General features: G+C 59.3%; 16 protein-coding genes. 2 read left to right on the top strand and 14 right to left on the bottom strand.

Annotation, left to right across the window (positions count from 1 at the left end; genetic code table 11):
• Positions 1–10: 10 nt before the first annotated feature.
• Genes GSVR_RS10305 through GSVR_RS10245 form a run of 13 tightly spaced genes read right to left on the bottom strand, consistent with a single transcriptional unit; the run spans position 11 to position 13,945 of the window.
• Positions 11–2,521, bottom strand: a complete 2,511-nt coding sequence (locus tag GSVR_RS10305) for a glycosyltransferase (RefSeq protein WP_239077541.1) — start codon at positions 2,519–2,521, stop codon at positions 11–13.
• Positions 2,518–3,273: an SDR family NAD(P)-dependent oxidoreductase gene (locus GSVR_RS10300; RefSeq protein WP_173199539.1), complete on the bottom strand. Its 756-nt coding sequence runs from the start codon at positions 3,271–3,273 to the stop codon at positions 2,518–2,520. Before GSVR_RS10300 ends, GSVR_RS10305 begins: the two co-directional genes overlap by 4 nt.
• On the bottom strand, positions 3,266–4,717 hold the full coding sequence (locus tag GSVR_RS10295) for a radical SAM protein (protein WP_173199541.1): 1,452 nt from the start codon (positions 4,715–4,717) through the stop codon (positions 3,266–3,268). Before GSVR_RS10295 ends, GSVR_RS10300 begins: the two co-directional genes overlap by 8 nt.
• Positions 4,717–6,174 carry a B12-binding domain-containing radical SAM protein gene (locus tag GSVR_RS10290; RefSeq protein ID WP_173199543.1) on the bottom strand — a complete coding sequence of 486 codons (1,458 nt, stop codon included), beginning with the start codon at positions 6,172–6,174 and terminating at the stop codon, positions 4,717–4,719. The genes GSVR_RS10295 and GSVR_RS10290 overlap by 1 nt, the downstream gene beginning before the upstream one ends.
• Before the next feature lies 1 nt (position 6,175).
• Complete coding sequence (locus tag GSVR_RS10285; RefSeq protein WP_173199544.1) at positions 6,176–7,468, bottom strand: ABC transporter ATP-binding protein; 1,293 nt, start codon at positions 7,466–7,468, stop codon at positions 6,176–6,178.
• A gap of 3 nt (positions 7,469–7,471) precedes the next feature.
• Positions 7,472–8,296, bottom strand: a complete 825-nt coding sequence (locus GSVR_RS10280) for an ABC transporter permease (RefSeq protein ID WP_173199546.1) — start codon at positions 8,294–8,296, stop codon at positions 7,472–7,474.
• 3 nt (positions 8,297–8,299) lie between these two features.
• On the bottom strand, positions 8,300–9,202 hold the full coding sequence (locus tag GSVR_RS10275) for a glycosyltransferase family A protein (RefSeq protein ID WP_173199548.1): 903 nt from the start codon (positions 9,200–9,202) through the stop codon (positions 8,300–8,302).
• Positions 9,199–10,086 carry a decaprenyl-phosphate phosphoribosyltransferase gene (locus GSVR_RS10270; RefSeq protein ID WP_173199550.1) on the bottom strand — a complete coding sequence of 296 codons (888 nt, stop codon included), beginning with the start codon at positions 10,084–10,086 and terminating at the stop codon, positions 9,199–9,201. The genes GSVR_RS10275 and GSVR_RS10270 overlap by 4 nt, the downstream gene beginning before the upstream one ends.
• Positions 10,087–10,100: 14 nt before the next feature.
• On the bottom strand, positions 10,101–10,940 hold the full coding sequence (locus tag GSVR_RS10265; RefSeq protein ID WP_173199551.1) for an HDOD domain-containing protein: 840 nt from the start codon (positions 10,938–10,940) through the stop codon (positions 10,101–10,103).
• Positions 10,941–10,974: 34 nt separating this feature from the next.
• A complete protein-coding gene (locus GSVR_RS10260) occupies positions 10,975–11,895 on the bottom strand; it encodes an ATP-binding protein (RefSeq protein WP_173199553.1) in 921 nt (306 codons plus the stop codon).
• 6 nt (positions 11,896–11,901) lie between these two features.
• Positions 11,902–12,300: a hypothetical protein gene (locus GSVR_RS10255; protein ID WP_173199555.1), complete on the bottom strand. Its 399-nt coding sequence runs from the start codon at positions 12,298–12,300 to the stop codon at positions 11,902–11,904.
• Positions 12,293–12,829 (bottom strand): hypothetical protein, encoded by a 537-nt coding sequence (locus GSVR_RS10250; protein WP_173199557.1) that lies wholly within the window; start codon positions 12,827–12,829, stop codon positions 12,293–12,295. The genes GSVR_RS10255 and GSVR_RS10250 overlap by 8 nt, the downstream gene beginning before the upstream one ends.
• Positions 12,830–12,841: 12 nt before the next feature.
• Positions 12,842–13,945, bottom strand: coding sequence for an aminopeptidase (locus GSVR_RS10245; protein ID WP_173199559.1), 1,104 nt, complete (start codon positions 13,943–13,945; stop codon positions 12,842–12,844).
• A gap of 146 nt (positions 13,946–14,091) precedes the next feature.
• On the opposite strand from GSVR_RS10245, the gene dut reads away from it, so the two are divergent.
• Positions 14,092–14,556 (top strand): dUTP diphosphatase, encoded by a 465-nt coding sequence (gene dut, locus GSVR_RS10240; protein WP_173199561.1) that lies wholly within the window; start codon positions 14,092–14,094, stop codon positions 14,554–14,556.
• 81 nt (positions 14,557–14,637) lie between these two features.
• On the opposite strand, the gene GSVR_RS10235 is transcribed toward dut, so the two are convergent.
• The gene (locus GSVR_RS10235) at positions 14,638–15,897 is read right to left on the bottom strand and encodes a pitrilysin family protein (RefSeq protein WP_173199563.1); all 1,260 of its coding nucleotides are present in this window, start codon (positions 15,895–15,897) and stop codon (positions 14,638–14,640) included.
• A gap of 272 nt (positions 15,898–16,169) precedes the next feature.
• On the opposite strand from GSVR_RS10235, the gene rfbC reads away from it, so the two are divergent.
• The gene (gene rfbC, locus GSVR_RS10230) at positions 16,170–16,715 is read left to right on the top strand and encodes a dTDP-4-dehydrorhamnose 3,5-epimerase (RefSeq protein WP_173199565.1); all 546 of its coding nucleotides are present in this window, start codon (positions 16,170–16,172) and stop codon (positions 16,713–16,715) included.
• Positions 16,716–16,859: the final 144 nt, after the last annotated feature.

The raw sequence follows: 16,859 nt of genomic DNA, 5'->3' as shown, positions 1-16,859 counted from the left end.
AAATTCCCATTTAATTCTCCGTGCATGGTGGCATGTAGCCCGGTTCGGCAGATCCCGCTTCTTTGCGGGAAGGGAGTGTGTCGCCGTAGTGCTCGGCGAAAATCCTGCCTCTCACGGCCCTTTTAACTCTCTCGGTGTCCACCCCGTCCAGGCAGCGAGGCCTGTCATAGAGGCAGTCGCAACCGCAGGGACTGCAGGGGAGGAATGTGCGCACGATTTGCTGTCTCCCGCCCCCCAGTTCGAGGCGATCGTTCGAGGTCGGGCCGAAGATGCCAACCGCCGGCCTCCCGGCGAGAGCAGCGGCGTAGAAGAAGCAGTTGTCATTACCGATGACAACAGATGCTCCAGACAAGGCTGCAAAGAGTTCATCGGCGGACATGGGGCCCGCGAGCAGGAATTTCCGGCCGGCAGGAAGCTGCCGATGCAACTCGTGACATCGTCTCAGGTCGAACTCGAGGCCCAGAATCAACAGCGATGCTCCGTATTCCGTCTGCAGCCACTGGCCGATTTCGGCATGGCGCTCAACCGGCCAGCAGCATAACGAGTCACCTCCCGGGGCGATGACGACGACGGGACCGGGAGCGGACCGGACGAATTCGGCGACCTCGTCAGGCAGGGTGTCCATGCCGGTCGGCACCGCGGTGAGACAGTCGGAGTCCAGAGTCACGCCGAGCGAGGCAAAGAGGGCGTTCATGGCGGCCACCCCGCTCCACGGGTAACGGCGCACAGGGCCGTCAGCGACGAAGAAATCGAGAACTTGTCTGCCAAGCCCATCACCGGCATCCCGGAAGCCGATTTTGCGTCCGACCTTCAACGCCGCCAGCACGGTAGCGCCAGCAGCGCCGGCTGCGTCTTTTCTCCATCCGAGGGAGACGGCCGTACCGACCTTTCCCGAGAGGAGAGCAGGGAGTCTCATCCCATAGCACCACCAACTGAGGTGACCGCGGGTCATCCGCTGCCATCCTGCCGGAGCGGTCACCGGGAAGGGAATTACCTCGTCGATGATGGGAAGACCGGCCACGAGGGGGACAACCTCGGGTCTGACCGCTACAATGAGCTTCCGGTCCGGGAACCTCTCTGCATAGCCACGCAGGAAGGGAAGAGCCAGGATGAGGTCGCTGGCGTCGCCAGGGGTGATGAAAAGGGTGATGCCTGCCGCCGCCGGTTCAGACGCGCCCTTCCTCCTTAGCCTTACGCAGGCCAGGATCAGGGTGGAAAGAACCTTGTGAAAGGTGATCGTGGCACACTGCACCAGGTCGCCCGCTTCGGCTTTCGTAACCGGGGCGGTACCGGTCGTGCTCCTCCCGGAACCGGCCATGCGGCCGGTGGTAGTGCGCCGGCTGTCTTCGAGCAGGCGCTCCAGGTCATTCACCACCCGGCTAAAATTGAAGTCTCCGGCTACCGACGCGCGCCCCCCAGCTGTCAATCGCCTGCAAAGTTCCGGGTCTTCGAGCAGGCGCAGGATCTGGCGGGCGCAGTCCCGGCAATCCTCCCGCTCGAAGTGCAGGCCATTTACCCCATCCTTGATGATCTCGGCGCTGCCGCCTGTGGCGGTCCCCAGAACGATCATACCGGCCGCCATTGCTTCCACCTGTGAGATGCCGAAAGGCTCATCCCAAGCTGAAGGAAAGACGAACAGCCCGTGCGAGTTCAGATATCCCCCCACCTCTTGCGGAGCGACCTTCCCGGTGAAGCGCACCCTGTCGGAGATACCATAGCGCTCGGCCAGTTTCTCCAGATGGCGAACGTATTCCGGGTCGAAGCCGGTGTCGCCCACCACGGTGAGGGAGATTGAGGAGACGCCATGTTCCTCTTTCAGTATCCCCACCGCCTCGACCACGGTGTGAACACCTTTGAGGGGCACCACCTGCCCGACGTACAGCATGGAAGCCGGCGAGGAGTGAGTGACCTCCGGCAGGGCGGGCACTGGAACACCCCAATGGACAACAGGTGCCGCCGTTATCTCCTTACCCATGAGGTGCGCAACCTCCTTCAGGTAGCTGCTGGCAAAGATGGCTCCGTCAAGGGGACAGGGGGCCTCAGGGACAAGGAACCTCAACCGCGGCAGGAGTACCTTAAGCAGAGGTCTCAATGGGGCCAACAAGCGACAGTACTGGAACCACTGGTCCAACTCGCAGGTGGCCAGCCAGTTGTCGAAGAGATAGTACCTGACCGGGATCTTCAGATCGCCGGCAATGGCGGCGATCGACAAAGAAATGTTGGACATGTTCCAGCAGAAGACAATATCCGGAACGAATTCCACGCAGAGCCGGCGGAAATGGCGCTGGTTCGCTGCCTCTTTGCGCACCACCTTCGGGAAAGAGGGAAGCCGGTCGAAGTCGATCCGCAAGAGACGGTAAATGGGGGGCTGGACAAGTTCGCGGTTGACCCCGTAGGTGCTGGTCAGCACCCGCACTTCATGCCCCCGCTCGATGAGGGCTTCAACGAGATTGCAGCAGCCGAGTTCGTAGCCCCCCACGAAGTACGGCGGGTAGATATTGGAGACCACCAGGACTTTCACCGGTGCCAAACCTTCTCCAGGAAACGCTTCATCCAAGGCGTCCTGACCGCCCGGTCGTCCACCACCACCTCTTTCCCTGAAGGAAGTGCCGGGGAGGGATCAAAGAGGTCGACGATCACCCCGGCGACACGCGAAGGGGCCATGGCGTTTTTCGCCTCCTCATCACCGACCACACTACGGTGAAGCGGGGTGTCGGTTCCCCCTGGACATACCGCATAGACCCGTATACCCGACCCGCGGTATTCGTCGGCGAGGGACTGAGTGAGACCGATAACGCCGAATTTGGAAGCGCTGTAGCCTGCATAGCCGGCGATGCCTATCCGGCCGAGGACGGAAGAGATGTTGACGATCACTCCCTCCCCAGCGGCCACCATGGAGGGGAGTACGGCGCGACAGCAATTGTAGGTGCCGGTCAGGTTGATAGCAATCTGCTCGTTCCACTCTTGATCGCTCGAGGCCAGAAAAGGCTTGGCGGCTATGACGCCGGCGTTATTGACCAGGACGTCTATCCGTTCGAATTCGCGGACCACCGCCTTGACCATTTTCCGCACGCTTTCCGTTTCCCTGACATCAACGGCATAGGCCCGGGCCGCACCGCCCGCAGTCTCCACCAGAGATGCTGTCTCCCGGAGGGGGAGCATCGAGCGGCCGCAGACCGCGACCACCGTCCCCGCTCCAGCGCAGGTCAGCGCGGTGGCCCGCCCAATGCCGCTGCCGGCACCGGTGATGACGACCACCCGGCTGCTAGCCATTCGTAACTCCCGTACCACACGCTACAGATTTTGCCCTCACCTCACGGCGCTCCCTCAGAAATGAGGCAGCTGCTTTCAGTTCGTGGCTGAGGTTTCTTACGCACCCCGCGATCCGGAACCAGGGAGCAGCCCCTCGCATACTCCAGGCCCGGTAAGCGTAATCCCTAAGCGAGGCCAGTTCGTCAATCCGCAGGTGCTCCGTCCTCATAGTCGCCTCGTAACCGGTCAGAGCACTGAAACTGCCCTCCTCGATGAAACCGTGGCCGGAGGCCCACTCCCAAAGTCCTGTTCCGGGATAGGGGGTAGCCACGGTGAACTGTACTGCCCGGGGGGCCAGTGCCAGGGCGTAATCGATGGTGGCAAGCGCCGACCTCCAGCTCTCGCCGGGGAGACCCAGCACGAAGAAACAGAACGTCTCGATCCCGAGTCTGTGGCAGCAATCGATCAGGGTGCGGGCCTTTTCATAGGGAAAGGATTTGCGGCCAACCCCGCGCAGGATCTCCTCATTGGCGCTTTCGACCCCCAGGTTGATACCGACGCATCCCGCCCGCGCCATAAGGGAGAGGAGTTCCGGGTCGAGATTCTCGATCCTTGTCTCGCAACGCCAGGAAAGCGTAAGGGAGCGCTGAAGCATTCCCTCGCAAATGGCCGCCACGCGGTCCCTGCTGACAGCGAACTCTGGGTCGCGAAAGAGGACGGCCCGGACGCCGAGACCGTGATCCAGCCAGACCAACTCTTCCACCACGTTCTGCGCCGATCTCAGCCTTATCTTCCTCCCCTGCACGACCGGATAAGGGCAGTAGGCACAACCGTGCGGACAGCCCCGGCTGGAGAGCGCGGTCACGAAGGGCCGAAGGTTGCGGACCAGCCCGAGACAGTGGTAATTATGGTACGGGAGCAGATCCCAGGCCGGGAAGGGGAGCGCATCCAGGTCTTCGATCCGACCGCCGTCGTCCACAACAGCAGAACCGCGGCGGACCACCCCGGCCACCGGCGAACCCGGGGGTGCAGCGGCCAGTTTGGGCAAGACCAATTCCGCTTCCCCGGGCACCACCGCATCAACATGACCGTCGCGGAGCGCCAGTTCCCCCAGGTACTTCAGGCAGGGTCCGAACATGATCAGTTCGGTATCAACAACCGTCCGGATCAGTTCGGCCAGCTTCAAGTCCCACTCCAGGCTCGGCAGGGAAGTGCGCAGAGCCACCAGGCGCGGCCGGTTTCTTTTCAAGGCCAGGAGCAGGTCGCCCGCGTCCATCCCGGAGCCGAGACAGTCGAGGGTGACGCAGGAGAGGCGGTGCTCTCTGAAAAGGGCAGCGAGATAGGGGAGGTCGATGGGGGGCATGATGGTCGGGGTGCCCGCCGGATACAGCTGTCCCAGCCCTCCCATGGTGTCCTTGTTGGAGACCGATCCCGGAGGACAAGGGGGATTCACCAAGTAGATCATCAATCCTCCCTTTGCGTAGCGACGTTGCGGGAGCCGATCGCGGCGCGAACCATGGCCTTGACGGCCGCAGGCAAGAGCGAGCCGGCGTCGTAACGCAGCATGAGCCGTGCCACCTCCAGCCGGCGACGCCAGACAGGGACCGTGTGCGGGATCAGCATATCGAAACGCCGCAGGCGGGTATGGGCCATCTCGTAGGCACGCTGCCGTTCCCGGGCAGTGAAACCGTCGGTTTCGAAAACCGGCCGTACTTTCGAGTCACTGAAGTGCATCCCCCCGCTGCCAGGTTCGAGGAAACGGCCGTGGGAGACGACCCAGTCGTAGACCTCGGTTCCCGGATAGGGGACCAGCATGTTGAAATGGGCGCTGATGCCGTGCTTGAGAGCGAAGTCGACCGAACGCAGCTGCGCCCGGTAGGAATCGCCGGGCAGGCCGATGATGAAGAAGCCCCCCACCCCAAGCCCCGCCTCCTTGAGAACGCGGATACCCTTCTCGATGGCCTCGATTGATTCCCCTTTTTTTACGGCCGCCAACACATCGTGATCAGCGCTCTCAATGCCGATCATGACAGCCAGACAACCGGAGCGCGCCATCAGGGTGGCAAGCTCGGCATCGATCCTGTCAGCCCTGATGCCGTTTGGACAGCTCCAGGGCATGACCAGCCCCCGCTCGATCAACAGCCGACAGATATCCTTCGAACGCGTCATGTCGACGTTAAAGGAATCGTCCACCACTTCGAACCCGCGAATGCCGTACTCCTGCCGTGCCCGGTCAAGCTCGTCCACTACCGCCTCGGGAGAGCGGTAGCGGACGGTGGAGCCGCTGATCTTGCGCACGCTGCAGTAGGTGCATTGGTAAGGGCAGCCGCGGCTGGTGATGATGGGGTAGCTTTGGCGGACAGCCTCGATCACGCCGCTGCCGAAAACCGAGAAGTCGGGATACTCGAGGTCATCCAGACAGGGCACCCGGGCCGGGACAGAGGGCGGTAAGGGATGGTCGGTGCGACAGAAAACGACTCCCGTCACCCCCTCGGTCAGCATCCCCCCCGCAACCCGGTAGCCAAGCTCCGCCAAGGCAAGCTCCCCCTCCCCCACGAGAAGGTAGTCAACCCACGGTTCTTTTGCAATCTCGGTCGTGGCGACGCTGGCATGGGGCCCCCCAACCACCAGCGGTAGCCGGGGGTAGCGGGACTTGATTAGGGCGCCGAGCCGGCGAGCGCTGCCCATAGTGGCGGTTTTCACCGATAGACCGACCAAGTCCGCTTGGCCCGACTGCAGGGATGTCAGGATCTCCTCTTCGCTTAGATATTCGTTATTCAGGTCGAGCACCGTCACGCCGTAGCCCGCCCTCTGGAGAGCGGCTGCGAGATAGGCGATGCCGATATTGGGGTAGTGAACTCCGCGACCGAGCCCCCCTTGCCATCCGCCCACGTCGATGAGAACGATTCTGGGCATGCTCATTTCACTTTCCGCCCATCCGCTCCACACGCCACGCCAAGGAAGGGCGAACAATGCCGGGTGAACGCTGAGCGCCGTCAAGGACGGTCGGTCCTGTCTGTTCGACCTGGAAGCTCAGCACGTTGTGCTGCAGGAAGAGAAGTTCGGAGCCCTGGATATCGGCGGCTACCGTCACAGAATAGCGTCCGGAATTAAGCAGCATGGCCGGAATTCGGCAACGGCTCAGGTAGCGTCCTCCCGGACGCTTCACTCCCCGCCAGGCCGGATCCTCGTTGTCGCCGGCTACGAAGACCAGTACCCCTTCGGCTGTATAGATCCAGAAGCCGGTACGGAGTTGGGCATGAGGGGCGTGGATCTGGTATTCCAGTTCCACCGAGAAAGAATGTTCCATATCAAGTTGGGCCGAAACCTCATCGAGATGGTCGCGCACCCGGACCACGAGAAGTGAAATCCGCTCGTTGCCGGGAGCAGATTCGCTGCCGCTCCAGATGCGAACACCGGCAGCGGCGTCACCGTCTGAAAGATACGCGTCCACGACCTTAGACACAGTCCCCATGCTCTTTATGGTGCCGCGTTCCAGCCAGAGCCCACGGTCGCAGAGTTGGCCGACTGCCGCCATGTTGTGGCTGACGAAGAGGATCGTTCGCCCTTCCCTTGCCGACACATCTTCCATCTTCCCCAGGCACTTCTTCTGGAACTGTGCATCCCCAACCGCCAGAACCTCGTCCACTACCAGTATCTCCGGCTCCAGATGGGCAGCCACCGCAAATGCCAGCCGCACGTACATTCCCGAAGAATAGCGCTTCACCGGCGTATCGAGAAATTTCTCTATCTCGGCAAAAGCAACGATCTCATCGAACTTTTTCCTGATCTCGACCCGGCTCATCCCCAGGATGGCGCCGTTGAGGTAGATGTTCTCCCTGCCGGTCAGTTCGGGATGAAATCCGGTTCCTACCTCCAGCAGGCTAGCCACCCTCCCCTTTATCCGTATGCTGCCGGTGGTCGGCTCGGTGATGCGGCTTAATATCTTCAGCAGCGTGGATTTGCCAGCGCCGTTTCTGCCGATGATGCCGATCCGGTCTCCTTGCCTGACCTCGAAGGAGACGTCCCGGAGCGCCCAGAACTCTTCCCTCCCGGCACCGTGTGAGGTGCCAGCGCCGCTTCCCAGCAGCTTGCGGCTCAAGCTCCTCATGCCATCACTGAGCACGTCGCGCAGAGCCACATAGGGCTGCCGGCCGGACTGGTGGTTCAGGAGGTACTTCTTGCCCAGGTTTTCTACGGTGATAACAGTGGACATGCGCTACACCACGTCCGCAAAGCTGCGTTCCATTCGGCGGAAATAGCATACGCCGCCCATTAGGATCAGCATCACCAGCAGGAAGGAAAGACCCAGGCCGGGCCAGTTCACCGGAAAGGCATCCCCGAGCAGAGCCCAGCGGAACCCATCGATAACACCGACCATGGGGTTGAGGAAATAAAGGAGGCGCCACTCTTCGGGTACGATGGCGCTGGAGAAGCCGACCGGCGAGATGTAGAGCCCGAACTGCACCAGAAACGGGACGACATAGCGGAAATCACGGTATGTGACGTTGAGGGCCGAGAGCCACAAACCAGCGCCAAAGGAGGCCATGAATGCCATCATGAAGAATACGGGCAAAAACAGGATCCTCGCATCGGGGATGAAACGATACCATGCCATCAGCCCACTCAGGATGGCCGCGGAGATTAGAAAATCCACCATACTGACGATAACCGAGCCGGCCGGGACAATCAGGCGGGGAAAGTAAACCTTGCTCAGCAGATTGGCATTGTCGATCAGCGAGTTGCTGCTCTCGGTAAGGGAGTTGGCAAAGAACTGCCATGGCAGCATGGCCGTATAAACCATGATCGGGTATGGCACGCCGTTGGAGGGGAGCTTGGCCAGCTTTCCGAAGACGATGGTGAAGACCAGCATGGTCAGGAGCGGACGCAGCACACTCCAGGCAATGCCGATGGCGGTCTGCTTGTAGCGCACCAGAATGTCGCGCCAGGCCAGGAAGAAAAAAAGCTCGCGGTAGCGCCAGATGTCCCGCCAGTAGTTACGCGCCCCCATGTCGGGTTTTATCAGAATCTCCATCTGTTCCATGCGTTAATTGTAGTGAAACCCTTCTTTTTTGAAAAGCGAAACAAGCACCCCCGCCAGAAACCCGATCCCAAACCGTCCCATCTCCCGGCAGCGCCTGGCAGGCAGGAGATACAGCGGCGCATGGCGTGAACAATTGATCAGGACCAGCAGCCACAGCAAGACCGGATAACGCGCTTTCAGGCGATAGAAGGAGTGGCCTACAGCTTTGGGCTTGCGAAAATTGGGGACCAACAAGGGGGGATGAAAGTAATTCAAGCCAGCTGCACAGATGGAAATTTTACCCGCCAGCAGAAACCTGACAACGAACTCCACATCCTCCTGACCCACGAAGTGCGACACAAATCCTCCCAGCTCCGCAAGGACCTGCCGTCGATACGCAGTACAACGACTGGTCATGAAGTAGGGATCATGATGGTCATACTGCCCCTCGATCAAGGCAAAGCTGGCGTGACCATGAGGAATTATCGCGTCTGCCCTTGGTTTACGTCTGAATTCATCATCGAGTACTTCAAGAAAATCTTGCTGCAGCAGGACCGTGTCGTCGTCGAGAAAAAGAACTATCTCGCCCCGGGAATGACGCAGACCATAGTTCCTTGAATAGCCCATGTTCCCGAAATTCTTGTCCAGCGGCAGATAGACCGTTTGCAGTGAGGAGCTAAAATCTTTCGCAAGGTGTCGTCCGGCTTCGGTTCCATTACGATCCTCGACCAGCACGACTTCAAAGAGCTCTCTGTCATACTGCTGCTGGGCAAGGGAATGAAGGATGCCGTTCAAAAGATCGAGACGGCCGTAAAAATTGATAATGCAGGAAATCCGTATTCCCTCACGCGATGGAGGCACCGGGCAGTCGCCACGCAAATCGAACGGGAACAGACGGTACAGCGTGCGCAGAAAGGCATCTCTCATCGGCCGTAAATCCCCCATCCCACCATGATAGCCCAGATCAGACCCACGAGAAACAAGGGGACATCCTTTGTCAGGGACTCGGTCGGGTCTCCCCCCTCCCCTCTCCGGATGCGCAGCAAGTACCTGAACAAGCCGAAGCAGCACAAGGGGACGGTGTACACCAAAAGAGAGGAATGACGGGAAATGGCATACATGGTGTACGTGACCAGCACAGCCCCGCCGCTCATCTGCATGATCGCATCCAGTAGTCCAGCAGGATATCCATCCAACGCCTTGCGATGCAGTACAGCGCCGCCGGCCAACTTCTGCTTCTCGGCAATACGCTTGCCGGAACTGAGAAAAATCGAGAGCAGAAACACGCTCAGAAACAGCCATTGCGAGATGGCGAGGCCGAAAACGGCGCCTCCCGCTTCGAGCCTCAGCAGAAAACCGGCAGAGATGCAGAAGATGTCGACCAGCGGAATGTCCTTCAGCCGGAACGAATACGCCACTGAAATGCCGAGATAGAGACAGAGGATGATCAGAAAGGCGGGAGAGTATGACAGACTGGCCAGGCCGATGCCGCCTGAGGCGAGGCATGCCGCCAATACAAGCGCGGCCGGGATCGAAACACGGCCCGAAGGCAGCGGGCGCTTGCATTTTTCCGGATGATGGCGGTCGTTGCGATAATCAAAGGTATCGTTGACGATGTAGGTTGCGCTCGAAACCATGCTGAACGCGACAAAGGGAAGTATTCCGCGGAAAGCCGTTCCGGGCTGTAGCAGAGTTCCCCCCAGAAACGGGGGGAAGTACAGCATCAGGTTCTTCAGCCATTGACGCGGCCGCAGAAGCTGTATGAACGATTTGAAGTCTGACAAAATCCAACCCACATTGCCGACAGGCATCAGCCTACCTGAAACTATACTTCCGCATCCCTGCTTTCTTCCAGCAGCTCCAGCAACTCGGCAATCTGAAACTCGCCGATGCCCAGGATCCGTGCTTCCTGCGTTTCAATCAGCGCCAGCCCCGGCTCATGTTTGAGCCCCAGGCCCATTCTGCGGCAGGCCAGATTGACGAAACGGACCATGGCCAGCATCCTGTTTGCCGCATCCCATTCCTCGGCGTGATGCGACATAATGACGTCGCAGTACATGCCGGGGAAATTCCAGTGCTGTACCAGCCGCAATCCCTGTTCAACATGCATGGCTTCGAAAATCTCCATTATCAGTTCATCGTCGAACAGGGAACTGATAACCCCGGCATCCACCAGACGCTCGATCGACTTGAGAAGGTAGAGCTTTCCGACATCGTGCAAGAGCGCTGCCAGGTAATTCTCATCGGCAGTGCCGCGCATTCCGCAATTCAGGGCAACCCAGCGGGCGCCAAGGGCGCAGCCGTGGCTGTGCTGCCAAAGAGCCTTCATGTACCGGTCAAGGGCTGGATTGCCGGAAGCATGCGCAGTCGCCTGAGAGGCTGCCAGGGCGATATTGGTGACGGATTGGGCCCCCAGGCGGATGACCGCTTCCTTGATGGTGGCGACCCGGGTGCGCCCCATGTACATGGGGGAGTTGGCCATCTTGAGCATCTGGCTGGCCAGGGCCATGTCTTCATTGGCGACCAGGGCAACTTCGTCGATGGTAAAATCGCAGGTGGACAGCATCTGTTGCAGCTTGAGGGCCACCGGATGGAAAATGGGCAGCTCGATGGGTTGGGAGGCCAGCAGCTTCCTGACGGTTTCCGGTATGATGGCAGTGGACATGCGTACTGTCTCCTTCGGAAAATGGCGCAGGGGTTTACAGCGATTTCTTCTTCGCCGTTGGAGAACGGACAGTTCCGCGTGAATCAACGGACAGGTTCAGCTCCCGCACGCGGAGCCGGCCTTCCAGGTCATCGATGAACTGCCGCGCGGAGCGGCCGCTTCGCCTGGCACTATCCAGCGACCACATCAAGGCCTTATCGCACAGTTCTTCATCTGTCAATGGAAGGTTTCGCCGTTCGGCGTAATGCCGGACAATGGAGAGATATTCGTCCTGGCTCAAACGGTAAAAGCCGAAAGAGAGGCCGAAGCGGTCGGACAGGGCCAGTTTTTCCCCCTCCGCCTCCTCGGGATGGATTTCGCTGTCTCCACGGGTATCGCGCGTCAGCTCAGGCATCAGGTGACGGCGATTTGAGGTGGCATAGATCAGGACGTTGGCCGGGCGTTCTTCGATATCGCCATCCAGCAGCGTCTTCAGGGCCCGGAAATCCCCCTCCCCTTCGTCAAAAGAGAGGTCGTCGCAAAAGAGGATGAAGTAGCGGGGAACGCCTCTCAACTGCGAAACGATCCGGGGCAGCGACATGATGTCCCAACGTTTCAGCTCCACGATCCGCAAGCCGCCGGGGGCAAAAGGTTTCAACAGCCCCTTGACCAGCGACGATTTACCGCAGCCCCGCTCGCCCCACAGCAGTACATTGTTGGCCGGCACTCCAGCGACGAATTGGGCCGTATTGCGGACCACTTCGTCGCGGATGTCATCGACCCCCACCAGATCGTTCAGGTCGTAGAGATGGGGGTTGGCAACCCCAATGAGTCCCCCCGTTTCTCCCGAGCCTTCCCAGCGAAAAGCGAAGCAGTTGTCGAAATCAGGGGAAACGGCTGTATCGGGCGCCAGCCGATCGATGAGACGTTCGATCTTTTCCACCAGGGCATCGAATTTATCGGTAGAGACGTTCATACCGGCTCAACACCCGCAACCACAGTTGTGGCATACCTTTCTGAATTCGCTGGCCGGGGCTATGGTTTCCGGGGCAAACGCAACGCGGCGCACAGCCGTGCGGATATCATCCATGATATCCAGCTTTTCGCTCTTGCCGACGATATGCCCGACGCACTGGTTGGTGTGGCCGTCTTCGGGAGAGGAAATCTTGACCGCGTTCAGGAGGTCGGCGTAACTGTTGACGGTGATCCGGACGTCCTGGTTGTGGACCTTCTGCAGGAGCACCCCCATCTTCCGCATTTCCTTGGCCAAGCCGCTGAAGAAGAGCTCGAAGGGTTCTCCGGCAAAGTCGAAAAACCAGTCTTTCCTGACATGCTCCTGGTCCAGGATCGTCACTGTCATCTGCTTGGATGTCTTAGCCATGGTTTTGCACATCCTGTTTCAGGAAATCGGCCTGCAGCGGACACTCGGCCTCCCAGGCGAAATAACCGTCACCATGGATCGCCAGGAAACTTTCGATGCGCTGGCGGTAATAGTCCAACTGCGCCGCCTCGTGCTCGATACCGGCCAATTCCTCGACCGAGATGAAATGCTGGCCGTGCAGAAAGCGGTAGAATTGGCGAATCGCCTCCAGATGACGTTCGAGCACCTTCATTTCCGGGTCGAGAGTATGGGTCACGAACCAGGTGGCCGCAAAGAGCCTGACAATGCCTGGCTTGGGGCGCATCACGTTCTGCCGGGCAAAGTCGAGCAGGTAATCCCGCAGGTAATAGTCGGCGCTGAAGGCCAGTTCCGAGGCTGCCTCCGGGGCCATGCCACTGGCCTGAAGGTACTGGTAGAAGCTGTAGAGCAGCGATTGGCAGCGTTCGTCAACCTGGAGTTCTTCCTCCATGGAGGCAAACTCGAAATCGTCGTGCTCGAATTCAATTATCGGATTTTTCTGATCGGTCATGTATCGGTCTCTTTACAGCGGATTCAGCTCCAGCAGGTCTTTGTGCACAAACAGGCCGTTTTTCTGTATCAGGACACCGTCGAACCAGATCTCGCCCCCATCGGTCAACAGCCTGACCAGGTCCCAATGGACTGCGGAACGGTTGCCGTTGTCGCATTCATCGTAGGCCTCGCCGGGAGTGAAGTGGATCGAGCCGAAGATCTTCTCGTCGAACAGGATGTTGCGCATCGGCTGACGGATACCGGGATTGATCCCCAGAGAGAATTCGCCGATGTAACGGGCGCCGGCATCGGTATCGAGAATCTTGTTGAGCGGACCGGTCATCCCGCCGTCGGCTGTGGCTTCGACAATCCTGCCATCCTTGAATTTGAAATGGACGGCATTGAATTCCTTGCCCTGATAAATGCTGGGACAGTTGTAGGTGATATGGCCCTGAACCGAATCCTTCACCGGTGCCGAGAACACCTCGCCGTCCGGCATGTTGAGGCGACCGTCGCACTTGATGCCCGGCAGGCCGGCGATGCTGAAGCGCAGGTCGGTATCGGGCGCCACAATGCGGACCTGATCGGTCCTGTCCATCAGCTTCTTGAGCTTGTCCTGCTTGCGTGACTCTTTCACCCAGTCGATGCAGCAGGCGGAAAAGAGATAGTCCTCGTACTCATCCAGGCTCATCCTGGCTTCCTGGGCAGCGGCGTGGGTCGGAAAGCGGGTGACAACCCAGCGGGTATGCTTGACGCGCTGGTCGATCAGGGGCTTGACGACCTTCTGGTAGGCCACCATGGCATCCTGGCGGGCATTGGCCATCACCATGGAGTTATTGCCGGCAGCGATGCCGATGTACACGGTCACCGTTTTGAAGAAGTCCAGCTTATGCTGCGGGAAATAGGCCAGTTGCTGCTTTGTGGCCAGATTGTAGAAAGTGCGGTCGATCTCCGGAACGGAAAATGTGTACTCGACATACCGGGCGCCGCGTTTCAGGCAGAGCGCATGGAGTTCCTTCACCAGGGGCGCCGCTTCCAGCCCGGCGGCGTTGATCAGGACCACATCTCCTTTTTTGACGCGAGTGGAATAATCGACAAGCACCTCGGCGAATTGGACAATGCGCGGATCTCTCATTCAGTTCCTTCCGACCGGACCGGAGAATTTTCAGTGCAGCCTCCCCACCGATTCCTTCTTCGATCCAGATTTCGGGTGTCAATTTCACAGTTCTTTGTTACTCTGTCGCGGCATCACTCACCGCCACCGCAACTATGGAAATCTACATGAACAGGCATAAAATTGAAACCAAAATCATGAACCCGCTGGTGGGTACGCAGATTCCGCTTCCAACCTACGCCACCGGTGGGGCGGCTGCCATGGACCTGCGCGCCTGCCTGAGCGAACCGCACACCCTGCAGCCGGGAGAGACCTGTATGATCCCCAGCGGCATAGCCATCAGCATTCACGATCCAGGGCTGGTGGCGCTCCTGGTGCCCCGTTCGGGCCTTGGCATCAAGCACGGCATTGTCTTGGCCAATACCGTCGGCGTGATCGATTCCGATTATCAGGGGGAGATCGGAATAGGCATTCACAACCGCGGACACCAACCCTACACGATCGAGCCAGGCGAACGCGTCTGCCAGATGATGTTCGTGCCGGTGACCCAGGTTGCCCTGGAGGTGGTGGAGGAATTCAGCCAGGAGAGCGCCCGGGGCGCAGGAGGGTTCGGTCATACCGGGCGGGGGTGAAAAGCAAAGCCTCCCCCGGTTCTGCCAGGGGAGGCTTTGCGATCCAGTTGCCGCTTGTCCGCAGACGGCGCCGCAGTCCGATCAGAGCTGCAGAATGTCGACCGTCAGGCCCATCTCATCGGTTTTGCCCATCACTTCCAGGTTGAGGCACTCTCCATCGAACAACTCGCTTCCCAAGCGCTGAATGTCCTCTGAGGTCACCTTGTCGAATCCGGCCAGAATTTCCTCCACCGACTGGTGCCGCTTCAGGTAGATCTCGTTTTTCGCCAGGCGTGTCATCAGGCTGTCGCTGCTTTCCAGAGACATGAGCAGTTTGCCCTTCAGCTGTTCCCGGGCCGAATCGAGTTCATCGTGCGGAACGGGCTCCCGCTTGAGGCGTCCCATCTCTTCCAGTGCAATGGCGATGGTTTCCCGACAATGCTCTTTTTCGGTTCCGGCATGCACGACCAGCGAGCCGGTATCAGCATGGGAAATGACATATGAGTAGACCGAATAGGCCAACCCCTTCTTCTCGCGCACCTCTTGGAACAGCCGCGAACTCATGCCGCCACCCAATATGGTGTTGAGCAGGAACAGGGCGAACCGGTCGGGATGGTCCTGTGAAAGCCCGCGCGTCCCCAGGCAGATCAGTGTCTGCTCCAGGTCGCGCTGACAGAGATTGACCTGGCGGCCGCACGGCTGCACAAAGTCATGCTCCTGGGGCGACCAGTTCGAAGTCACGGTGGAAAAGGCCCTTTCCATCAGCCCGACCAGTTCCTCATGCCCGATATTGCCTGCAGCCGAGATGATGATGTCTTCCGGGCGGTAGCGGCTCTCCTTGTAGTCCATGATGTCCTGGCGGGACATGCCCCCTACGGTCTCCTCGCTGCCGAGGATCGACAGCCCCAGCGGATGACCGTTCCAGAAGCTCTGATGGAAGCGGTCGTGAATGTATTCGTCAGGCAGATCGTCACGCATCTTGATTTCCTGCAGGATCACCTTGCGTTCCCGCTCCAGCTCCTCTGCCGGGAAGGTTGAGGCGAGAAATATGTCCGTCAGGAGATCAGTGACGCGGGGGAGAAATTTTGCCAGGACCTTGGCGTAGTAACAGACGTATTCGTGCCCGGTAAAGGCGTTGAGAATGCCCCCCATGGAATCGATCTCCAGTGAGATCTGCCGGGCCGTGCGCCGGGCCGTTCCTTTGAAGAGAAGGTGTTCGATGAAGTGGGCGATGCCGTTGTGTTCGAGGGACTCATGACGGGTACCGTTGGCCACCCAGATGCCAATGGAAACGGTATGCATATGCTCGACGCGATGGGTGATGACCCTGACACCGTTGGTAAGAATAGTCGATTTAATCATGGTAACTAATATACTCCGCTTTTTTCAAAAATCCAACTCTGGTCTGTATTTAGCCGAAAAGAATCTCTTGCGGCATTCGGCTCTTATTTGCTAGAAAAGTGGGACTCTTTCGGGGTCCGGTCCGTCAGTGCCGTTGCCCGGTTTGCTGCGGCAGCTTTTCAGGGAACGGGCTCTGGGACGTCGAAATGGCTGCAGCCCGGTTTTTTACCCGGCATTGCTCCACAATGGCACCGGAACAGCCAGAGAAAAAATTCAAAGGGAAGTTTCCTGCAATGAACATCACCCCGACCACCATACCCGATGTGCTCATCATCGAACCGAAGGTATTCGGCGACGAGCGCGGGTTCTTTTTCGAGAGTTATAACCGGAAATCATTGCAGGCAGCCACCGGCCTGGATGTGGATTTCGTGCAGCACAACCACTCACGTTCGGCCGGCGGGGTTCTGCGCGGACTGCATTACCAGATCCAGCATCCCCAAGGCAAACTGGTGAGGGTAATTTTGGGCGAGGTATTCGATGTGGCCGTGGATATCCGCCGCAGTTCTCCGACCTTCGGCCAATGGTTCGGGGCGTTTCTTTCGGCCGAGAACAAGCGCCAACTGTGGGTGCCACCCGGCTTTGCCCATGGTTTCTGCGTCACGTCCGAATATGCCGAATTCCTGTACCTTACCACCGACTTCTGGTTTCCGGAACACGAGCGCTGCATCGCATGGAACGACCCGGACCTGGCCATCGAATGGCCTTTGCAGGGAACTCCCTCCCTGTCGGCCAAAGACAGCCAGGGACGCCTCTTCCGGGAGGCTGACCTGTTCCCCTGAAACCTGCCTGATCCGCTGCATCGCCGTTATGCCCCGGAGGGGCGCTGCGCAGACGGATCGGCGCAGAGGACGCCACCTGCCCTGAAGAACTCCAAGGGGAGAAGGCAGAGGCTTTCTTCTGCAGGCCGGATGTTGAGTGTCATC

The sequence above is a fragment of the Geobacter sp. SVR genome (genome assembly GCF_016865365.1).
Lineage (GTDB): Bacteria > Desulfobacterota > Desulfuromonadia > Geobacterales > Pseudopelobacteraceae > Pelotalea.
Note: the sequence above shows the minus strand (reverse complement) of the source record. Positions and strands in the feature narration are given on the sequence as shown.

Bases quoted from the DNA above. Each gene is read 5' to 3' on its own strand.
- GSVR_RS10300 (WP_173199539.1), bottom strand. From the start codon at position 3,273: ATGGCTAGCAGCCGGGTGGTCGTCATCACCGGTGCCGGCAGCGGCATT.
- GSVR_RS10295 (WP_173199541.1), bottom strand. From the start codon at position 4,717: ATGATCTACTTGGTGAATCCCCCTTGTCCTCCGGGATCGGTCTCCAAC.
- GSVR_RS10290 (WP_173199543.1), bottom strand. From the start codon at position 6,174: ATGAGCATGCCCAGAATCGTTCTCATCGACGTGGGCGGATGGCAAGGG.
- GSVR_RS10285 (WP_173199544.1), bottom strand. From the start codon at position 7,468: ATGTCCACTGTTATCACCGTAGAAAACCTGGGCAAGAAGTACCTCCTG.
- GSVR_RS10280 (WP_173199546.1), bottom strand. From the start codon at position 8,296: ATGGAACAGATGGAGATTCTGATAAAACCCGACATGGGGGCGCGTAAC.
- GSVR_RS10275 (WP_173199548.1), bottom strand. From the start codon at position 9,202: ATGAGAGATGCCTTTCTGCGCACGCTGTACCGTCTGTTCCCGTTCGAT.
- GSVR_RS10270 (WP_173199550.1), bottom strand. From the start codon at position 10,086: ATGCCTGTCGGCAATGTGGGTTGGATTTTGTCAGACTTCAAATCGTTC.
- GSVR_RS10265 (WP_173199551.1), bottom strand. From the start codon at position 10,940: ATGTCCACTGCCATCATACCGGAAACCGTCAGGAAGCTGCTGGCCTCC.
- GSVR_RS10260 (WP_173199553.1), bottom strand. From the start codon at position 11,895: ATGAACGTCTCTACCGATAAATTCGATGCCCTGGTGGAAAAGATCGAA.
- GSVR_RS10255 (WP_173199555.1), bottom strand. From the start codon at position 12,300: ATGGCTAAGACATCCAAGCAGATGACAGTGACGATCCTGGACCAGGAG.
- GSVR_RS10250 (WP_173199557.1), bottom strand. From the start codon at position 12,829: ATGACCGATCAGAAAAATCCGATAATTGAATTCGAGCACGACGATTTC.
- GSVR_RS10245 (WP_173199559.1), bottom strand. From the start codon at position 13,945: ATGAGAGATCCGCGCATTGTCCAATTCGCCGAGGTGCTTGTCGATTAT.
- dut (WP_173199561.1), top strand. From the start codon at position 14,092: ATGAACAGGCATAAAATTGAAACCAAAATCATGAACCCGCTGGTGGGT.
- GSVR_RS10235 (WP_173199563.1), bottom strand. From the start codon at position 15,897: ATGATTAAATCGACTATTCTTACCAACGGTGTCAGGGTCATCACCCAT.
- rfbC (WP_173199565.1), top strand. From the start codon at position 16,170: ATGAACATCACCCCGACCACCATACCCGATGTGCTCATCATCGAACCG.